Origin of the sequence: Paenibacillus sp. FSL F4-0243, from assembly GCF_037963295.1 — a bacterium.
GTDB lineage: Bacteria > Bacillota > Bacilli > Paenibacillales > Paenibacillaceae > Paenibacillus_AQ.
Window position 1 is genome coordinate 2,763,240 of the sequence record NZ_CP150151.1, and the last position, 20,050, is coordinate 2,783,289.

Here is a 20,050-nt window from a genome sequence, read left to right on the forward strand (position 1 = left end):
CTAGTCGAATTTTTATATAATAGACAACTATCGTTGGATACATAGAGAGAGGAGTTTGGGACTAACATGGCGGCAGAAATCTTACGGGTAACTACAGAGGAACAGCTTCAGATGGGGCTGGATATTCGTACTAAAGTATTTGTAGAGGAACAAATGGTACCGGCTGAGGAAGAAATTGATGAATACGATGTTATCGGTCCGAATGTGCACCATATTCTAATTATAGATGAAGGTGTACCTGTGGCTACGGGAAGATTGATTTATTACAAAGCAGGTACAGCCAAAATGCAGCGTATCGCCGTACTGAAAGATTATCGAGTCAAAGGATACGGACGTGTTCTGTTGCTAGCTATGGAAGAGCTTGCTCGGGAGCTTGGACTGGAAGCTTCGATTCTTGATGCACAGTGCCAAGCTGAGAATTTCTACAAGAAGCTAGGATATGAAGTGATTTCAACGGAACCTTTTTATGACGCAGGTATTCTACATGTACGGATGCAGAAAACTCTTTAAAAATAGTGCACATAATTTACCGTTCCATGAAGCAAGCTAGGATGTGCCATATGATGGCAAATCCAAGCGCAAGGGGCGAGCTGAAGTGCCAAATAACGAACGCGAAAGTTTCGTAGCTGTACAGAAAAATGGAGACGGAGATTTAACCAGTTTCCAGACCTCTACAGGACGTGTCCTGGCGTATGACCAAGCGCTTCAAGAAGTACAGGCCGGAAATATTGCCGGAGTGAATGCTTTTAAAGGTAAAGACGGAGGAACTTATATTCGCGGCGACGCGGATGGGGATCCAACCAACAATTTGGATAATCTTCCGAGTTTCTCATAGTTCTAAAGGCAAAGACCGTACATACGTCATCAGACGTCAATGTACGGTCTTTTTTTAATCAAATCAGAGTTTATAAATTACATGCTGCTCAATAAACTCCATCTCTCCAGTAAGCCCGACGAATTGAGGTTGTTCATCGCTATAATGCATGAGCTTGATGATACGTCGAACATCTTCAGGTAAAGACATTAACTCCTCCAGTGTGGTGTGAACAACACCTGATCCACCAAGCTGACAGTCATGCAGAATCATTCGGATGCCGCGTTCACGGACAAGGCTTATAAGTAGATCCGGCTGAAAAGTCATATCCGCGCTGTAGAAAATCTCATTATTTATTAGAAGGGAATAGCTATCTTTGCCAGGAATATGCGGCGTATGTATGATCTCGAGCGTAAGAGAAGGAGCGAGCTTGTACGTAATTCCGGGTTTCATAGGTGTAACCTCGAAGATATCGGTCAGGGAGGCTACTGCATCTTTTTGGTATAATCCACCCTTTAAGGTGTTGTTCCAAAGTGGCTCAACAAGCGTCTCAGGTAAATGTAATCTCATAGTTTTCCCGTATACGTGCTTTAGCGTAAGTGCTAGCTCTTCCAGACCTCCAACATGGTCCGCATGAATATGCGTAATTAGAGTAGCGTTTACGTCACGGAAGGATTTCCCGATGGTATGCATGGCAAGTGGGGCTGTAATCCCGCAATCAATTAGTAGGGTATAATCATCAGCTAGTAGCAAGCCATTATTGTTAAAATAGTTTTTAGCAAAAGCATTGCCAGTTCCTAGCATTTGTAGGTTAAGACTCATAAGAAAGTACCCTCCTGAAATCGCTGTCAGCTAATATATCAACTTGGAACAAGTACATAATATCATTTTTCGGAAGATGAATGAAATATTTACCTACAATTAGCGCAACTTGCTGAGACAAAGTAAGTATACATTAATAGCATGAATTATTTGGAGGGTTTCAAATGAATAGATGGAAAAAAGTCACTTTATGTGTGTTTGCTTTTTCCTTGATGGGTGGCTCCTTATTGTTCGCCGATTCTGTGAGTAAGAAAATCAGGGTATGGAACAACGGGACGGAAATTGTAGACGGCGGTTATTTGATTGATGGAAAAACATATATTCCCGCTAGAGAAGCGGGCGGGGTAGTGAATTGGGATGGATCTGGAAAAGTGACGATTCTTAAGCCTAATGTTCATATTGTTCTTTTTAAGGATAATACGGTCTTTGGTAACGTAAACGTAGGCAAGCTTAAGATTAAAATATTAACCCAGGTAGATAGCTTAACAGAAGAGGTTTCAGCTGTAAAAGTAGCCATAACGGACCCCTCTGGTAATGTTAAGGATATTCAGTCGCAGGAGCTTGAAGGCTCGCAGAAGGATAATTTCTGGTTTCCGACCTCGGAGTTTACTTATGATTTTAAAGAAACCGGCAAATATCGGGTAGGCTTCTACATGAAAGCTTCCAAAAATGCGGATTACGTTCTTGTGTCAGAAAAGGTAATTACAGCTCTTAATTAAGGGTTCTAAATTGACCTGAACTAATCTAACGTGGTAGTATACCAGATGTAGGATAATACAATTCAAAGTGAGGTATTACAATGAGCGATCACAAACATGAGCATGGTGAAGCATGCGGTTGCGGGCATGATCACGACCATGAGCACGAGGAGTTTGTGCTGACCTTGACGAACGAGCAGGGCGAAGATGTTGAAATGGTATTGGTTGAAACTTTCGACATCGGTGAGAAACTATACGCGCTGCTGTTAGAAAAGGAAAATCCTGAAGCGGATGGCATTATTCTGCGTATGGAAGAAGAAGACGAAGAAATGGTATTGTACAATATCGAAGATGAAGAAGAATGGAAAGCTGTTGAAGAAGCTTACAACAATCTGCTTGCTCAGCAAGAATAGATTTTAGCGACTAAATTAAGCTGTTCTATTGTGTATATGACAGTTGATGTTTATATACAGAAACCCGATACTTATTATGGTATCGGGTTTTTGTATAAATGAATGAAGTTTTTTAGGAAAATGATGGATCTTAGGAAATAGGATCGGCTTCTACAATCACTTTTATGTTCGTGATGCTGCGATCTTCAGGACCTTTAACCGGAAGTCCGATCTCCACATGGTCAATAATATAATCGATGTTATCCTGAGTGATAACCTCGCCAGGGAGAAGAATAGGAATTCCAGGCGGATATACATATATAAACTCTGCAATAATGTAGCCAGCAGATTCACGGAATGGAACTAACTGCGTATCCGCATAAAAAGCGTCCCTTGGAATCAGAGCAAGCTGTGGAATTTCTGGAACCTGAACCTTAAGTTCGTAGATTTCACCCTTGCTGTAATGAATGGCGGACAACACCCGAAGTGCAGCTAATAATTTATCTACTGATTCTTGGGTATCACCTGGGGTAATAAGGCAAAGAATATTATACATGTCACTTAGTTCTACTTCGATGTTGTACTTCTCGCGCAGCCAGTTTTCGGTTTCGTATCCTGTGATCCCTAAATGGCGCACATGAATGTTAAGCTTAGTTGGGTCATGATCAAATGTAGCTTCTGTCCCAAGGATCTCTTTTCCAAAGCTGTACAGGCCTTCGATCGTATTGATCGTTTCGCGTGCGTAGTTGGACAGTCTGATGGTTCTTTCCGCCATTTCATGACCGTTCAGCGCGAGATTACGTCTTGATGTATCCAAAGACGCTAATAAAATATATGAGGTAGATGTTGTAGTCAGCATGCTCATAATGGTCTGTACCCGTTGCGGGTTAATCAGACCCGTCTTAGCATTAAGATTCAGTACCGAGCTTTGCGTCATGGAGCCGCCAAGTTTATGCACACTAGTGGCAGCGATGTCCGCTCCGGCCTGCATGGCCGATACCGGCAGATCCTCATGAAAATGAATCAGTACTCCATGTGCCTCGTCCACCAATACGGGTACACCGTAACGGTGAGCCAGGTCGACAATCGAACGCAGGTCGGCGCATACACCGAAGTACGTGGGATTGATTACTAGAACTCCTTTGGCGTCTGGATGACGCCTTAACGCTCGTTCCAGCGAACTGGTCGTTATGCCGTGATCTATCCCGAGATTCTCATCCTGAACAGGCGAGACAAACACAGGCTTGGCTCCGGAGAAGATAATGGCCGACATCACAGATTTATGAATGTTGCGCGGCACAATTATTTTATCACCCGGTGAGCAGACAGAGAGGATCATCGTCATGATGGCATTGCTCGTGCCCTGTACGCTAAAATACGTATAGTCGGCGCCGAAAGCCTTCGCAGCCAGCTTCTGAGCTTCCTGGATTACTCCAGTTGGCTGATGTAAATCATCAAGCGGTGCGATGTTGATTAGATCGATGGATAGAGCGTTATCGCCGATAAACTCACGGAATTCGGCATCGGTTCCTAGCCCCTTCTTATGCCCCGGGATATGAAATTGAACGGGATTGCCGGCGGCATGCTTTTTTAAAGCTGTGAAGAGGGGAGTACGGTGTTGATTCATTTAATGCTGTCACAACCTTTCGCGAATATTAAAATTTAAGGCAAGCATCAGTATAACAAAACAATCTACAGAATACTAGGATTTGGATGTGATAGAATGTCCACAAAAGCTGCACAACGTACACATATCAGTTTGACGTCCCCATTTATCATGGAGATGTGGGTAATTATTTTTTTAGTTGAGTTTGTTAAAGGGTCGCTACTTGTCGCTTTGTTACCCGTATATATGGAGAATATTTTGGGTCTATCTGTTACAGTAGTAGGCTTTGCCTTTGCACTCCAGTATTTGGGGGATAATCTATTCCGCAGTCCTTCTGGCTGGGTTATGGAGCGCATAGGATTTCGCTGGACCATGACAAGTGCCTTGTTGTTGATCCTAGTAGCTGTTGGAATGATAATATATGCCAAAACAGCAGTTACGCTCTCGATTGCCTGTCTTATTCTTGGGATCGGGACATCCCCGCTTTGGCCTTGTGTGATGACCGGAATAACGGAATTGGCGGGATCTACTAAAAGCGGCAGCAGTGGTGCAGCTATGGGTGCTGTTGAGATGGCATCGCTCGCAGGAACTGGAATCGGTCCGATTGTAGTGAATTTTTTGATGGATCAGGGTGGACAAAGCTATCGTGTAGCCTTTTTGGTCCTGCTAGGGTGTGCTGCTGTAGTAGTTGTAGTTGCGCTTTTTCTACCTAAAAGAATCTCGTCAAGTGGCACTCATGCAGTTGTAAGGGACATGCAGGGGCTCGGCGGAGCTATTGAGCGTAAAAAAATCAGTCCATTAGAAAGTATAAAAAGAACACTACATCAGGTCAGAACGACGCTTAAAGTCAGTCGCCTACTATATCCAGCCTTATTTCTTCAGGCTTTTGCCATTGGCTTGATGACGCCTGTAGTTACCTTGTTTGCACGTACGGAGCTTCATGTTAGTCCGAATCAATTTAGTCTGCTTCTGATTGCAGGTGGGGGAATTACGGTGCTTGCTCTAATTCCAGCAGGCAAGCTGGTGGACCGAATAGGAACATCTGTGTTTCTGAACATTGGCTTTTTGCTTGCCGCCTTTTCGCTTGCCCTGTTCTCACAGGTACGCTGGCTCCCGCTTGCTTTTATCGCGGTTGCATTGGTCGGTATAAGCTACGCGCTTATTCTCCCGGCGTGGAATGCTTTTCTGGCTAAGCAAGTGCCTAAGGGGGAACGAGGGACTGTGTGGGGGCTTTTCTTGACCTTGCAAGGCTCAGGGATGGTGGCAGGACCAGTGATATCAGGGAGACTATGGGACCATGTAGGTCACGGTGTTCCGTTTCTGATGAGTGCAATTGTAATGTTGATGCTCTTTGGGCTGCATTTACTAATTGTACACAGAACAAAGTTGAAATTTAAAACTAGTTGACCTTAGATGTGAAAAGCCGCTGACAACCTGAGAATTAGTTGTCAGCGGCTTTTTTTAGGAATTAAAAGGACTAAAAGAAATAAAAATTCAATCAGCGTTTGGAGAAAGTCTGTTGCGGGTAAAAATAGTCAATAAACCAAGTTACCGCTACATAAACTGAAGTATAAAATAAGACTAAGACGAACGCAAAAGTAACTACTACTTGAAGAGGTCCGGCAGCCATAAATAATCGGAAATTGAACAATTGTGTTGGCTTTGCAGATGTGAAGTAGTTAGGGGGGAGTGCCGTGAACAAAAACGACGAGGTGGAGTATTGTAACCTGGAGCTGCGTTTCGACAGACAGCATATCCAGGACCTGATCAAGGATTTGATTCAAAAAGGTTATTCCCTATATTGGAGCGAGAACGAACAGGTCTTTGTAATTTCGGTCCGTACGGGTCGTAAACTGGTGAAATTACGTTTTCAAAGGATCAAAGATGGCTATAAACTCGTGGGTGACTATATGATTCGTGATGCTCGCTTGTCAGAATGGATGGAGAAGTTAATTGGGGACATGCGAGGCCATGCCATTGTAAAGCGCTTCAGAGACCGTCAGATTATTATTGAAAATATTTTGTTCGGCGAAGTGATTCGTCTTGTTGAAATCTCGGGTTATCAGCAGCGAGTCTTATACCAGAAGGGTCCTATGCTCACCGATGAGGAGCTGACCAAGCTCTTTTATTCTGTTGAAGGAGAGGAACGAATTCGCCAGCGCAGGATTGAAGTGGATGAGCAGCTGGATCGATTAAATGATGCACTTAAGGCTGAGGATATGATTCGAGCGGAGAAATGCCGAGCTCAGCTTACCTTTTTGACGAAGGAATTGTATATGTTAGAATGGTAAACAAGGTGCCGAAATAAGTTGCTTAGGGGCACCCCGAATTTCGGGGTGTCTTAGATTTGTTTGAGAACTTGCAGACAGGGGTTCACTTCTGGTGCTAAAAACGTTAAAATAGTCATTGTGATCATTTTCATATTGGCAATGGATTTGTCGATGAATTTGATCTTTATTCGCAGGGCAGGCTTTGCTGTCTCTGATAAAGGGTGGTATTCTTATACTGCGAGAAATGGATTTCCCAAAAATATAGGGTGCAAAGGGTGGAGGACCAGATGGCAAAACAACAAATCGGCGTTATTGGCTTGGCGGTAATGGGCAAGAATTTGGCTCTAAATATCGAAAGCAAAGGTTTTTCCGTATCCGTGTTTAACCGCTCACCGGAGAAGACACATGATCTTCTTGCTGAGGCGGAAGGTAAAAACCTCGTAGGCACATTTTCCGTTGAGGAATTTGTAGCTTCGCTGGAAACACCGCGCAAAATTCTGATCATGGTTCAAGCTGGTAAAGCTACTGATGCTACCATCGAGCAACTGTTGCCGCATCTTGATCAAGGCGACATTATTATCGACGGAGGAAATGCTTATTTCCCTGATACGGTTCGTCGCAGTAAATATCTGGAAGAAAAAGGTTTCCGCTTTGTCGGAACTGGGGTTTCTGGCGGTGAAGAAGGAGCTCTTAAAGGTCCTTCCATTATGCCTGGCGGTCAAGAAAGCGCGTATAAGCTAGTTGAACCAATCCTAACTGCAATCTCAGCTAAAGTTAACGGTGAGCCTTGCTGTACATATATCGGACCAGACGGTGCGGGACACTATGTTAAAATGGTGCACAACGGTATCGAATATGGTGATATGCAATTAATCTGTGAAGCTTACCAGCTGCTCAAAGACGTTCTAGGTCTAGATGCAAAAGAACTTCACAACATTTTCAAAGAGTGGAATAGCGGTGAGCTCGACAGCTACCTGATCGAGATTACTACAGATATTTTTGCTCAGTATGATGAAGAAACTGGTAAACCAATGGTTGACGTGATCCTTGATTCCGCTGGCCAAAAGGGAACTGGTAAATGGACAAGCCAAAGCTCATTGGATCTTGGTGTACCTTTGTCCATGATTACCGAATCCGTATTCTCACGCTTCCTCTCTGCAATGAAGGATGAGCGCGTAGAAGCAAGCAAAGTGCTTAACGGACCAGAAGCTACACCATTTGATGGTGACAAAGCTGAATTCATCGAGAACGTGCGTAAAGCATTGTTTGCAAGTAAAATCGTATCCTATGCTCAAGGTTTCGCTCAACTTCGTGTAGCTTCCGACGAATACGGTTGGGATCTGAAATATGGCGAGTTGGCTAAAATTTGGCGCGGCGGCTGCATTATCCGTTCCCGTTTCCTACAAAACATCACGGATGCTTACGAGAACAATGCAGATCTTAAGAACCTATTGCTTGATCCTTTCTTCAAGGATGTTATGGACAATTACCAATCCGCATGGCGTAAAGTTATCGCTTCAGCTGTAACGATGGGTGTTCCAGTACCTGGATTCTCCAGCGCATTGGCTTACTATGATAGCTATCGTACAGAGAGACTGCCTGCGAACCTGCTTCAGGCTCAACGCGATTACTTCGGCGCACATACGTTCAAACGTGTAGACAAAGAAGGCGTTTTCCACCACAACTGGATGTCTGCAGAATAATCTAGTTTATTACGGTTATAAGCAATAACGCCTTCGGCGTCCCTAAAGGACGGTAAGAAGCGTTTATGCGAGAAATATAAGGTTAATGTATAACATGAAACTTGTACTTTCTTATATTTTAAAAAAGTGGCCCGAATTGCTTCACCAGAAATGGGGAGGCTTTCGGGCCTTTTTTGTTGAAGTTTTGATGTATATTTACTATGTGAAGCAGATTGTCTAATGTTTTGACCCTGTGTTATGATATGACAAATATCGCGGTTGGAGGATAGACATGGCTGGGGATACAGAAGAATTTAAAAAGTTCAATGAAGAGCAAAGAAATAAGAACATTATTTTAGTAGGGATGATGGCAACGGGGAAGTCAACAGTAGGCGCAATTTTGGCCGAGGAACTGGGTTACGAGCTGGTTGATCTGGATCATGTCATTGTTGAAACTGAAGGCCGAAGTATTGCAGAAATTTTCGCGGAAGATGGAGAGCATTACTTTCGAAGCGTGGAAACAGCAGTACTAAAGCGTATGCTAGAGTCTGAGAATAAATTAATATCTACTGGTGGTGGCGCGGTATTGGCGCCGGGGAATACAGATTTAATGCTGAGTAAAGGGCATGTGGTTGCGCTAACGGCAACAGAAGAAGAGATTATTACCCGCGTTAGTGGAGATCAGAATCGTCCGCTGCTCGCCGGCAATGCAGAAGAACGGGTTAGACGTATCATGGAAGACCGTCGAGAAGCTTACCTGTTCGCGCATTACACGGTCGATACAACGGGACTGACAGCGGCAGAAGTGTCGCAATATATTTTAATGCATTACCGCGGCTGAGCTTTTAAGAGAGTGTTTCATTCCATTCAATCATACCGCCGCTTAAATTTGTAGCATGATAGCCAAACTGTTGTAGATATTCGCAGACACGCTGGCTTCGAGCACCGGAACGGCAGATAAAGATCACTTTGGCATCGCTTGGAATATCCTCAGTGCGGTGTGGAATTTCTCCCATGGGGATATGCTGTGCACCGGGAATCATCCCGAAGGCAACCTCTTCGTCTTCACGAACGTCGATGAGTACAAGGTCTTCCCCTGTCTCTAGACACTGCCGCAATTCTTGCGGTGTAATTTGTGGAACATTATGCATGGTTGTGACCTCTTTTCATCAGAAGAATGGTTTAATGATAACACAAGCATGGAATACCCTGTCAAACGAGCACTACATACAACTATATCTACTAAGGAGAGTTTATATTATGGACGTTATTGTTAGGCCAACGCCATCCCTGCAAGGAGAATTTGGGGCCCTCTCTTCCAAAAACTATACCACTCGCTATTTGCTGGTTGCCGCATTGTCAGAAGGCGTAAGTACGATTTATCATCCGGCACATAGTGAAGATAGCGATGCCATCCGTCGTTGTATTGCAGATTTGGGAGCTGTACTCACAGAAGATGATGAGAAGATTGTGATTCAAGGCTTTGGACGCAAACCTAAGGATGTTAAGGAACTTAATGTGGGGAATGCTGGAGCAGTATTACGTTTTCTAATGGCTGTAGCTGCTTTAAGCCCTGAGGTCACATTCGTAAATACGTATCCTGACTCATTGGGTAAACGTCCACATGACGACCTGATCGTATCTCTAGAACAGCTTGGTGTGAAGGTAGAGCATAATGAAGGTAAGTTGCCGATCACGATCCGCGGTGGCAAACCTGTTGGGGGTAGAATTACAGTTTCGGGTGCTGTCAGCTCCCAGTTCCTAAGTGCTCTATTATTCTTGACACCATTGCTTGAAGAAGATAGTGAAATTATTGTCCTTGATGATTTGAAATCAAAGGTTGTCGTAGGTCAGACACTAGAAGTGTTGGAGCAGGCAGGAATTGTGGTTCATGCGGCAGATGATTATATGTCCTTTAAAGTGCCGGGTCGTCAAGCCTACGCGGCTAAGACGTATACTGTGCAAGGTGACTATCCTGGCTCTGCGGCTATTCTAGCAGCTGCTGCTGTGACAAAGTCAGATGTTAAGGTACATCGACTTATGGAACAGAGTAAGCAGGGAGAAAGAGCCATTGTTGATGTGTTGCGTATGATGGAAGTACCGCTTACTCATAAAGAAGGAACAGTTCACGTACAAGGGAACGGCGTTCTAAAAGCCGTTGAATTCGACGGAGATGCTGCAACCGATGCAGTGCTGGCTATGGTAGCTGCTGCAGTATTTGCTGAAGGCACTTCACGATTCTATAACGTTGAGAACCTTCGGTATAAGGAATGTGATCGTATAACTGATTACTTGGCAGAATTGACTCGTGCAGGAGCCAATGTTGAGGAACGCCGCGATGAAATTATCGTTCACGGCATGCCTGAAGGCGTCGAAGGTGGTGTGACCATTAACGCGCATTACGACCACCGTGTAATTATGGCGCTGTCAGTAGTAGGTTTACGAGCGCGTAAACCACTATTGATCAAGGATGCTCACCATGTCGCTAAGTCGTATCCGCAATACTTTGATCACCTGCGTGCGCTTGGTGCGAATGTGGAGTGGGTACAATAGAAGTAAGGGAGCTAGCGAATTTAGCTTCAGTTAATTAAGGATCATAAAGTGTAACTATGGAAAGGGGCACTGTGTATGAGCTTTGAGAATCCAAGTCGGGAACAGATCGGAGATATCCTTGCTTCTGCAGGTAATATTGCAGTAGTTGGCCTGTCTGACAAAACAGACCGTACCTCCTATATGGTCGCGGGTGCTATGCAAAGTCGGGGATATCGGATCATTCCTGTAAACCCATTGGTTGATGGTGAAATACTGGGAGAAAAGTGCTATCATACGTTAGCGGAAATTCCAGAGCCGGTGGACATTGTTAATGTGTTTCGCCGAAGCGAATACTGCGCAAAGGTCGCACAGGAGGCCGCTGAAATCGGCGCACGTGTGCTTTGGCTCCAGCAGGGTATAATCAGCCAGGAAGCTGCTGAAATCGCCGCTGAGCACGGTATGACGGCGATTATGGACCGTTGTATCAAGGTCGAAGAAGCGATCACGATGCATGGGCGTACTCGGGCATAAGGTTCGGTAGTGCAACACTTTATCTGACTATTGAAAAAATGATGATCAGAGCGTGTATCAAGGGATTTCGAACGAACCGACGAACGGGCAAACGATGAACTGACGAGCTTACGAGCCGACAAACGAACCAACCGAGAGAACAATGAACCGGCGAGCCGACAGACAAAAGAACAAACTAACAAACCAGCGAACTAAATTTTTTGACGCTGAAGTAGTTGCAAATTTAATGTTGAAGAACAGCCAAGATCAATAGCATCGTTTGATTACGATTCGCTGTACAGACTGTGCAATTTCTAATGCAAATCACTAACTGAGCTTGTTATACTGAAGTTAGACGAAGAACGTCCTTTATCCGCATGATTTGCGGTGAAGGGCGTTCTTTTATTTTTATAGGGAGGATACCACAATGGAATTTGAAGAAGCACATGGTATGTTCATTAACAAGCACTTGACTGAAAGATCAGGAGAAAGAAGGGGGAGGCTGGTTAGAGGCCATAATTATGCGGAGAAGTTGTTCTTGCAGAATGTATGGTGGCCATTGTTTGAGAGCCTTGATGATTTGCATCCAGAATACGAAGTGTACGACTGGAACCGTAAATCTCAGTTTCTGGACTTCGCTTTTCTTCCGCAGAGCGGCGGCAGTCTCGGGATTGAGTGCGACGGGTTTCAAAGTCATGTGAAGGACATGGACCGCGAGAGATTCAACTACGCAGTTAATCGGGACACTTTTCTGACCGGAATGGGGTGGAAAATGATTCATTTTTCTGTTGATGATCTTCAGCACCGCCCCGAGGTGTGCCGGATGCTTTTGCAATTGGTGCTGGCACCTCATTTGGCGCGCAAATCTGCAGGCGTGGATATTTTGTCTGAGGAGAAGGAGGTTCTGCGGTTGGCTTGGCGACTGGGTAGGGCGATCCGTCCAAAGGATGTGACCACTCATTTCAGCATTAACTTTCGAACGGCGCGAAGATTGTTGCACTCGTTGAGTGAGAAGGGACTAATAAAGCCTGTAATTACGGGAGAACGGGTTCGACAATACGAAGTGAAAGCTATGCGACCAGATCAAATATGGTAGGAGTGGGAGAATAATTGCACTATATATACAACTATATCGGAAATATCTCTATTCTATTGTGGTTTAGTTGTACTTTGTACACTTATTACACACCAAAGATAAGGAAAAGGGTGGGATTATTAAAAATAATTGCACAAAGTACACTTATATGGTTTTCAGTGTTTCTAGGATATAAATAGTTGCACAAAGTACAATTAACTTTTTTATAATCATCGGCAGCAAAAAGAAAGAGACTCAGTCGGCATACAAAACTTCATTCAATAAATATTACTCATTCACTTGAAGCATTATTAGAGACGCACATTCATTCGGAGTAACTTTTTATCGGTTTTAAACAACTTTAGCATTGTTTGCTTTAGTGCTTTGGAATCCTGAGCCCAGAGAATGGTGTTTCTAGGTGATTTTATTGTGGAGTGAGTGTTTATTTGTTTTAAATATAACCTGATCTTTTCCTTCAGTTTATTTTGACAAAAACCCCCGCAGCGCTTACCATTCAATATAGAAAGAAAGGAGAGGGTAGCCTTGAATTGGCTCGGATCATTGCAGCAATTGGGCAGAGCCATAATGCTTCCTACCATGGTACTGCCGGCGGCAGCCATTTTGCTTAGTTTGGGCAGCTTACCTTGGTCTGCATGGGGACTTTCTTCGGTATCCGAAGTGGCTACATACGCTGGGCAGGGAATCTTTTATTTTATGCCTTATTTGTTCGCTGTGGGTGTAGCATGGGGATTATCCAATCAAGCTGGAACGGCGGGTCTTGCAGCACTGGCTGGAATGTTCACTTACGACCGGATTGTTACCCATATGGGAGACGGGCTTGTACAACCTGCAACACTTATCGGAATTTTGCTGGGTATAGTTGCCGGTATCGCTCAAAACCGGTTCAAAAATATCAAGCTTCCAGAGGCGATACAGTTTTTTGGAGGTTCGCGTTTTGTTTTGCTGTTCATGGGATTGTTTTCGGCTGGCTTTGCATGGGTGATGTTAGGGATTTCTCCACTGCTGCAAAGAGGACTGGATGATCTTTTTCAAGGGATATTGCAGACAGGCGGCTTTGGCGTTTTTATTTATGGAGTGCTATATAGAGTACTAACAGCCTTCGGTCTTCACCATATTCTCAACAATGTGTTTTGGTTTCAGTTTGGAAACTTTACAACTCCTGATGGTAGCACTGTCGTTCAGGGGGATTTGCCACGTTTTTTTGCAGGCGATCCTACGGCGGGCATTTTTATGGCGGGTTTGTTTCCGATTATGATGTTCGCACTGCCAGCCATTGCTTTTGCAATTATTCAGGAAGCGCGCGAGGACTTGAAGCCTAAGATTAAAAAGACTTTTGTGCGGGCGGCTCTGGTCTGTTTTCTAACCGGGGTTTCGGAGCAGATTGAATTTGCGTTTTTGTTTGCTTCTCCCTACTTATTTGCGGTACATACAGTAATGTCCGGTCTTGCTATGGTGATTACCTACATGTTGGGGATTCATCATGGGTTCTCCTATTCCGCAGGGGCTATTGATTTCTTTTTGAATATGCATCTGTCCCAGAGGGCTTGGTTGTTAATTCCGATCGGTATAGCTTATGGGATTGTATATTATAACTTGTTCCGCTGGGCGATTCGCCGTTTTCAGATCCCAACACCAGGGCGTGAAGAAGGTTCGGAACTCGGTGATTGGGCAGGAAACATCCCTTATCAGGCACCATTGATCTTGGAGGCGCTTGGTGGTAAGGAGAATATCGTACAAGTACAATCCTGTATCACTCGTTTGAGGCTTACCGTCCATAATGATCGATATATTGATACCGGGGCGCTCAAAGGTCTTGGCTCTGCTGGGATTATCAAGCTCGGTGGCGGGAATGTCCAGGTAGTATTTGGTACGTATTCAGAGCTGATCCGCGAGGAGATTAATAAGCTAATGCTTCGTGATTTGCCTCAGGTATTGTTCAGTTCTCCGATGCAGGGTAGAATGATGCCCATAGAGGAAGTGCCGGATCACATCTTTGCAGCGAAGCTGGTGGGTGATGGAGTTGCATTTTTGCCGGAAAAAGGGGAGCTTACTTCGCCTGTATTCGGGAAGGTTATGCACGTCTATCCTACAATGCACGCCGTTGGTATTGCTACGCCGGAAGGGCTGGAGGTGCTTATGCATATAGGGATCGACACTTCGCAGCTTAAAGGGCCATTTGAGGCGGTAGTAAAAGAAGGCGACAGTGTGGAACCAGGTCAATTGCTTGTTAAATTCGACCTCGCTTATTTGCGTGAGCATGCAGCTTCACTGGCTACACCAATGGTGATTACGAATCCTGATCGAGTAAAATCATGGAGCTATGCTCCATTTAAAAATGTTAAAAAGGGGCAATCTTCAGTAATGTCCGTAGTCTTACATGAAAGTAACGTTGGAGGGATAGAAGGATGATACAAGGCATAGGCGCAGCAGCAGGTGTAGCTATCGGGAAGGCCTTTGTCTTACCGAACTGGGAGTGGAGCTTACCAGACACACAAGTGAACCCAGTGGATCTAGCTAAGGAGTTTGAGCGTTTATACGAAGGTATCCGTACCTCTAAGGACGAGATTGAATTCATTAAAAAAGAATTCAGAGAAGTAGTCGGTCCGGAGGAATCCAGCATTTTTGATGCTCATCTGGCGATTTTGGATGATCCGGTGTTTATGAGCGAAATCCGGGGGATTATTGAACGCCAGTATAAGGCGGCGGAAGTGGCTGTTAAGGAAGCGATTGATCATTTTGTAGCGATGTTTGATCTGCTGGATGATGAATACATGAAGGAGCGGGCGGTTGATATCAAGGATGTCGGTAACCGTCTGTTAAAGCATCTTTTAGGTGCTCCTGAGGTCACGCTGCCATCGGATACACAGCCGTATATTCTCGTAGCGAAGGAGTTGTCTCCTTCCCAGTTAGCTCACTTGAACCCAACTTATGTTCTAGGTATTGTTACTATGATGGGCGGTAAAACCTCACATTCCTCCATTATGGCTCGTGCGCTGGGCATTCCACTCGTAGCAGGTTTGGAGAATAATTTATCTAACCCAATTCAGACCGGAGACATGCTCGTGATAGACGGAGACACAGGATCAGTGCAAATTCATCCTGATGAGGTAACGATCAATGAATATGTTTCTCTTCGGAACAAGCAGCATAAAAAGAAAGAACAACTGGAATTGCTTGCTACAGTCGATGCCGTCACTAAAGATGGCGTTAACCTACGATTGGCCGGTAATATCAGCTCAGTCAAAGAACTGAATTTAGCGCTCAAGTATGGAGCCGAGGGTGTAGGTCTATTCCGTACAGAGTTTCTTTATATGGATCGCAGTTCTTTTCCAACGGAGGATGAACAATTCGAAGTGTATAAACAGGTTGTCGAGAAGGTAGGCAGCAATATGGTTGTGATCCGTTCGCTGGATATAGGCGGGGACAAGCATCTGGATTACTTCCAGCTGCCAGAAGAGCAGAATCCGTTCCTTGGCTATCGTGCCATTCGAATTAGCTTAAATCGACAAGATATGTTCAAAACTCAGCTAACAGCCATTTTGCGGGCGAGTGCGTATGGGAATGTAAAGCTAATGTTCCCTATGATATCTTCCGTAGAAGAAGTACAAGCAGCAAAAGCTGTACTGGAAGAAGTGAAGGCTGAACTGGAGCTACGGGGCATACCGTTTAATCGGAATATTCCAGTCGGTATTATGATTGAAGTTCCAGCTGCGGTTATGATTGCGGATTTACTTGCTGAGGAAGTTGACTTTTTCAGTATCGGTACGAACGATTTGGTGCAATATGTACTAGCCGTAGATCGTATGAATGAACAAATTGCGCATATGTATCATCCATATCATCCAGCGGTTCTGCGAATGATCCGTATGACTGTAGAAGCAGCCCGTAATGCAAAAATAGATATAAGTGTATGTGGTGAAATGGCGGCAGATGAGCGTTCTTTACCACTTTGGCTGGAGTTAGGGATTAGTGATCTTAGCATGTCGCCACAGGCACTGCTGAAGGTTAAACACCGTACCCTAAATACACTGGCTATAGATGCTACAAGGGTTGCTAAAGCTTGCTTCCATCATCGTACAAGCTCGGAGACGGAAGAAATCCTAAGTGCTTATGCTCAGAAAAGCGGTATTACGCTTGGAACGAGCGTGGAAACAAAGGAGAAAGCTTCTTCATAGTTATCAAGCGCTACATCATCAAGTCCACATCAAGGTTCGGCATTCTTGCCGGGCCTTTTTCTTTTGTATTTTATAAAAAAACAAAACCGTTTGCGCTTCGGCGCAGTCTATACATAGAGCGAGTTGCACAGGAATGATTTATGCGTGAAAGCAAGGGGGGAGGACAAAACAAGCATGGAACACATTATTAATGACGAAATGGAAATAGCCGCTACGGATGAAGACATATTTTATGAGCTGGTAGCTGAACAGAAAAGAAAGCTATACAGCATTGCTTATAGCTATTTACGAAACGAAGCGGATTCGTTGGAAGTTCTACAGGAGGCAACCTGCCGTGCATGGATTAAACGTAAAAGCTTAAAAGACTCCGAGAGATTTGCTCCATGGCTAACACGTATTCTGATCAATTGCTGTAACGATGAGTTGAAGCGCAGAAAGAGGAACGCTGTCACAGAAGCTGCTCGAAGTGATGTAGGGATCATGGAAATGAAAAGCGACCGCAGATTAGACATGGAACAGGCGTTGGAAGGGGTAAAGCCGAAGTATCGCCAGGTGCTTGTACTCAAATATTACAAGGATATGACCCTTGCAGAAATTGCAGAGGTACTGGATAAACCGGAGGGCACCGTGAAGACATGGCTCAATAAAGGTCTGAAACAGCTGCGTGACAGAATGAAACGGAAGGGGGATCTATTTTATGGCTGAGTCTGAAGAAAAGCTGCTTAACGATTATTTTCAGAGAATTGATGTCGAGGCTGAGGAGATCCCGGATGTTAAGCTGGATGCCGCGATTCGCAAGGGGATGCAGCAAGGTAGCCACAAAAGATTCTCTTTTAGAAAAAGATACGCTGTTGTTGCGTTGGCGGTCCTAGCCATCGCTTTATTAATTATTGTACCTTGGGCACATCAGATGGCCAATCCTGTTCGTGCGCAGTTACCACCAAAAAGCTGGGGTCAGCTTGAAGTGTTTAGACCCATTGTTGCTGATAATCTGACGATTAAATCAGCACTTAATGCAGGTATACTGAAGGAGGTAAATATCTCCTCTCCTGAGATGGATGGGATACAGTGGACGGTTAACGGAATCATGGCAGATCATAGAGGTATTGCTGTGCTTTATACAATCCAGAATAATACAGATCAGAAGATGCAAATGATAGGCCTGTCATTGAAAAAAAATCAAAAGAATAATTACGACCTCACCGGATATAGCGGGTTTAGCAATTCTAATGCACAAGAGGCAGGTTCACCTGGGACGACCCGCATGTTAGAACAAATCGTCTGGGATAAATATCGAGATGATCTGACAGATGAGTTGAATATTACATTATCTCTATATCCAGAATCCAAGGACCCTTCTAGCTCGAGCATGGATATTAAAAAGCTAAGTGTTAAAATTCCGCTGGAAGACGATAACAACTATTTTAAGGGAGAGATTGTTGATCTGAAGGATAGTCTGTCTATTGGTGGACAGAAAATCAAAATGGACAATATCTATATTGGACCTACGGGTATTTACATGCGGGAAACCTTTGACAAAGAGAATAAAATGAGGATTTTTAATATAATTTCACCTAAGCTGGTTATCGGGAAAGGGGAGCATCAAGAGGAGTTAATGAGGGTAAGTGGTGCTTCTTCAGTAGTAGGGGGCTTGAAAACTTATATTTTCAACAATGACAATATGAGACCTGCTGAACCAATCAAACTAGAAGTTGAAGGAATCTCCGCTCTAGATCAATCAAAGGTCGAGCTCGTGATTGACACGGAAACACAGCAGATTCTAAAGGCACCGGATAACAATCTAACGATTTCAAAGCGGATGGAGAACGAAGAGCAGGGAATTCTGGTTTTGGATTACTTTATTCCTAAAGATGATATGGAGGCGTTTGCTGATAGCGGTTTTGCATTGGACGATAATTTTGTGGATAGCACTGGTAGTGGGCATTGGTTAGGATGGGTTAAAGATGGCTACTCAGGATATAAAGAGTTTAATGAAGATAGCAGGGGAACTACAGTAACCTTTTTCTTTAACGTAGGGAAGGAAAAGCTCCCCCAACCCTTGACTTTCAAATTTAATTCTTATCCAACCTTATTCAAGGAGAAGGCTTCCCTTCGGATTAAGTAATGAACTCTGATGTAGAGCGAATCAAATCACAAGCCCTGTTCCTCAAAAAGTGAGAAACAGGGCTTGTTTATTTTTTAACCAATATATTTGTACAGTACCCTACTCCCCAGCTAACGCATCACAAAAAGCTTTGCCATAGGGCGGCAGATCTGGCGGGCGACGAGCAGAAATAATATGTCCATCCGTAACCACAGCTTCATCTTTCCATATCGCTCCGGCATTCTCCATATCATCACGGATGCCGGGTGTGGAGGTGACGGTTACACCTTCCAGAATTTTAGCGGAAATTAATACCCAGCCTGCGTGGCAGATCTGCCCAATAGGTTTCTTAGCTGCATTGAAATCCTGCACTAGCTTTAGTACGGCACTGTATCTACGGATTTTATCAGGGGCCCAGCCGCCAGGAACTAAAATCCCGTCATAATCTGCGGCATTAAGATCGTCCCAGGAGTACTCCGCTTTTGCAGGCACACCATATTTGCCGATGTATGTTTTATCTTTTTCCAAACCTGCCAAGTGAACCTCAGCGCCTTCTTCTCTAACTCGGTACACGGGATACCAGAGCTCCAAATCTTCAAATTCATCGTCTACGAGTGCTATGACCTTTTTTCCAGCTAGTCTCATTTTGTTAAGCTCCTTTCGTATCACATGATCCTTCATATTCTATCAAATTTAAAATACGAAGTCATCTGAAGGATTGTAAATTATAGACAAATTGCCAATTTAATCATTATATGCAATTAAGGAGGGTTTTAATCGAGGGAGGTCGAATATAGAAATTGAAAAGTCATACTTTGTACTTAATTCATTTCTTGCAAGAGGTGTAGAAGATGTATACAGATAACTTAATGGAGAAGTTGTGCAGCTGCGGTGGCCTCATGAACTTACATATGCATTCATTGATTTTTAATACGAGGGTGAAGATTACACATGTCCCTGTCTATACTTGTCCGAAATGTACTAGTTATGAGCCCTTGTCGTTTATTAAAGCAGATCTAGGAAAGCTAGTGAAAGAATTGAACGCGGATGTGCCAAGACAAGATTTTTCGTTTACTCAAAGAAATGAATTAGCTAGTGTCCTAAAAGAAGCTTTGACAGAGGTTGTTGTCGGAGGATTTCAAGAATTAGAGTTGGCTATCCGAGAGACAATTCAGGCTAGAGTGGATATGTTACTTGATCTATACCGACTAGCTGAGGGGCTTAAAGACCAGAATTGGATGGAAGAAACTAGTCGAAGACTGTCTCAATTAACGTTCCAAACGACTAAAAACGCAAATTATTAAAACATTCTGTGAAAATAATGAAAAACTTTCACGGAATGTTGGATT

General features: G+C 44.0%; 20 protein-coding genes. 16 read left to right on the forward strand and 4 right to left on the reverse strand.

The genetic code is table 11. The annotated features are described in order from the left end of the window. Positions 1-66: 66 nt before the first annotated feature. Together NSS87_RS12105 and NSS87_RS12110 are read left to right on the forward strand one after the other, a co-directional pair. Positions 67-510 carry a GNAT family N-acetyltransferase gene (locus NSS87_RS12105; RefSeq protein WP_339247363.1) on the forward strand — a complete coding sequence of 148 codons (444 nt, stop codon included), beginning with the start codon at positions 67-69 and terminating at the stop codon, positions 508-510. Positions 511-595: 85 nt separating this feature from the next. Further along, positions 596-835 (forward strand): DUF3892 domain-containing protein, encoded by a 240-nt coding sequence (locus NSS87_RS12110; RefSeq protein ID WP_042187294.1) that lies wholly within the window; start codon positions 596-598, stop codon positions 833-835. Between the two features lie 63 nt (positions 836-898). Here the strand turns inward: NSS87_RS12110 and NSS87_RS12115 are convergent, their stop codons facing one another. Beyond that, positions 899-1,636, reverse strand: coding sequence for an MBL fold metallo-hydrolase (locus NSS87_RS12115; protein ID WP_339247365.1), 738 nt, complete (start codon positions 1,634-1,636; stop codon positions 899-901). A 164-nt stretch (positions 1,637-1,800) separates the two neighbouring features. Here NSS87_RS12115 and NSS87_RS12120 point away from each other — a divergent pair, with 164 nt between their 5' ends. Both NSS87_RS12120 and NSS87_RS12125 read left to right on the forward strand, forming a co-directional pair. Continuing rightward, positions 1,801-2,355 carry a copper amine oxidase gene (locus NSS87_RS12120; RefSeq protein WP_042187298.1) on the forward strand — a complete coding sequence of 185 codons (555 nt, stop codon included), beginning with the start codon at positions 1,801-1,803 and terminating at the stop codon, positions 2,353-2,355. An 80-nt stretch (positions 2,356-2,435) separates the two neighbouring features. Continuing rightward, positions 2,436-2,747 carry a DUF1292 domain-containing protein gene (locus NSS87_RS12125; RefSeq protein ID WP_042187300.1) on the forward strand — a complete coding sequence of 104 codons (312 nt, stop codon included), beginning with the start codon at positions 2,436-2,438 and terminating at the stop codon, positions 2,745-2,747. Between the two features lie 130 nt (positions 2,748-2,877). Here NSS87_RS12125 and NSS87_RS12130 read toward each other — a convergent pair whose 3' ends face one another. Further along, entirely contained in the window at positions 2,878-4,353 is a 1,476-nt protein-coding gene (locus tag NSS87_RS12130) for an aminotransferase class I/II-fold pyridoxal phosphate-dependent enzyme (protein WP_042126789.1), read from the reverse strand. A gap of 96 nt (positions 4,354-4,449) precedes the next feature. Here NSS87_RS12130 and NSS87_RS12135 point away from each other — a divergent pair, with 96 nt between their 5' ends. The 4 genes from NSS87_RS12135 (at position 4,450) to NSS87_RS12150 (ending at position 9,125) form a co-directional block, all read left to right on the forward strand. Continuing rightward, positions 4,450-5,739 carry an MFS transporter gene (locus NSS87_RS12135; protein ID WP_339247371.1) on the forward strand — a complete coding sequence of 430 codons (1,290 nt, stop codon included), beginning with the start codon at positions 4,450-4,452 and terminating at the stop codon, positions 5,737-5,739. Between the two features lie 287 nt (positions 5,740-6,026). Next, positions 6,027-6,623 carry a hypothetical protein gene (locus NSS87_RS12140; protein ID WP_339247373.1) on the forward strand — a complete coding sequence of 199 codons (597 nt, stop codon included), beginning with the start codon at positions 6,027-6,029 and terminating at the stop codon, positions 6,621-6,623. Between the two features lie 266 nt (positions 6,624-6,889). Then, complete coding sequence (gene gndA, locus NSS87_RS12145) at positions 6,890-8,305, forward strand: NADP-dependent phosphogluconate dehydrogenase (RefSeq protein WP_042187305.1); 1,416 nt, start codon at positions 6,890-6,892, stop codon at positions 8,303-8,305. 271 nt (positions 8,306-8,576) lie between these two features. Continuing rightward, complete coding sequence (locus NSS87_RS12150) at positions 8,577-9,125, forward strand: shikimate kinase (protein ID WP_339247376.1); 549 nt, start codon at positions 8,577-8,579, stop codon at positions 9,123-9,125. Positions 9,126-9,129: 4 nt separating this feature from the next. Here the strand turns inward: NSS87_RS12150 and NSS87_RS12155 are convergent, their stop codons facing one another. Next, positions 9,130-9,435 carry a rhodanese-like domain-containing protein gene (locus tag NSS87_RS12155; RefSeq protein WP_042187309.1) on the reverse strand — a complete coding sequence of 102 codons (306 nt, stop codon included), beginning with the start codon at positions 9,433-9,435 and terminating at the stop codon, positions 9,130-9,132. Between the two features lie 109 nt (positions 9,436-9,544). Here NSS87_RS12155 and aroA point away from each other — a divergent pair, with 109 nt between their 5' ends. From aroA to NSS87_RS12190, 7 genes are all read left to right on the forward strand, one after another. Continuing rightward, on the forward strand, positions 9,545-10,837 hold the full coding sequence (gene aroA / locus NSS87_RS12160) for a 3-phosphoshikimate 1-carboxyvinyltransferase (RefSeq protein ID WP_339247378.1): 1,293 nt from the start codon (positions 9,545-9,547) through the stop codon (positions 10,835-10,837). 75 nt (positions 10,838-10,912) lie between these two features. After that, on the forward strand, positions 10,913-11,347 hold the full coding sequence (locus tag NSS87_RS12165) for a CoA-binding protein (RefSeq protein ID WP_076299469.1): 435 nt from the start codon (positions 10,913-10,915) through the stop codon (positions 11,345-11,347). A gap of 406 nt (positions 11,348-11,753) precedes the next feature. Next, entirely contained in the window at positions 11,754-12,422 is a 669-nt protein-coding gene (locus NSS87_RS12170; RefSeq protein ID WP_339247382.1) for a hypothetical protein, read from the forward strand. Between the two features lie 522 nt (positions 12,423-12,944). Then, on the forward strand, positions 12,945-14,831 hold the full coding sequence (locus NSS87_RS12175; RefSeq protein ID WP_339247384.1) for a glucose PTS transporter subunit IIA: 1,887 nt from the start codon (positions 12,945-12,947) through the stop codon (positions 14,829-14,831). Further along, a complete protein-coding gene (gene ptsP / locus NSS87_RS12180) occupies positions 14,828-16,597 on the forward strand; it encodes a phosphoenolpyruvate--protein phosphotransferase (protein WP_042187321.1) in 1,770 nt (589 codons plus the stop codon). The genes NSS87_RS12175 and ptsP overlap by 4 nt, the downstream gene beginning before the upstream one ends. Positions 16,598-16,771: 174 nt before the next feature. Continuing rightward, positions 16,772-17,302, forward strand: coding sequence for a sigma-70 family RNA polymerase sigma factor (locus tag NSS87_RS12185; protein WP_339247387.1), 531 nt, complete (start codon positions 16,772-16,774; stop codon positions 17,300-17,302). Next, the gene (locus NSS87_RS12190; RefSeq protein WP_339247390.1) at positions 17,295-18,722 is read left to right on the forward strand and encodes a hypothetical protein; all 1,428 of its coding nucleotides are present in this window, start codon (positions 17,295-17,297) and stop codon (positions 18,720-18,722) included. The genes NSS87_RS12185 and NSS87_RS12190 overlap by 8 nt, the downstream gene beginning before the upstream one ends. Positions 18,723-18,821: 99 nt before the next feature. Here NSS87_RS12190 and NSS87_RS12195 read toward each other — a convergent pair whose 3' ends face one another. Next, a complete protein-coding gene (locus NSS87_RS12195) occupies positions 18,822-19,346 on the reverse strand; it encodes a type 1 glutamine amidotransferase domain-containing protein (RefSeq protein WP_042126813.1) in 525 nt (174 codons plus the stop codon). A 206-nt stretch (positions 19,347-19,552) separates the two neighbouring features. Here NSS87_RS12195 and NSS87_RS12200 point away from each other — a divergent pair, with 206 nt between their 5' ends. After that, on the forward strand, positions 19,553-20,005 hold the full coding sequence (locus NSS87_RS12200; protein ID WP_042187328.1) for a hypothetical protein: 453 nt from the start codon (positions 19,553-19,555) through the stop codon (positions 20,003-20,005). Positions 20,006-20,050: the final 45 nt, after the last annotated feature.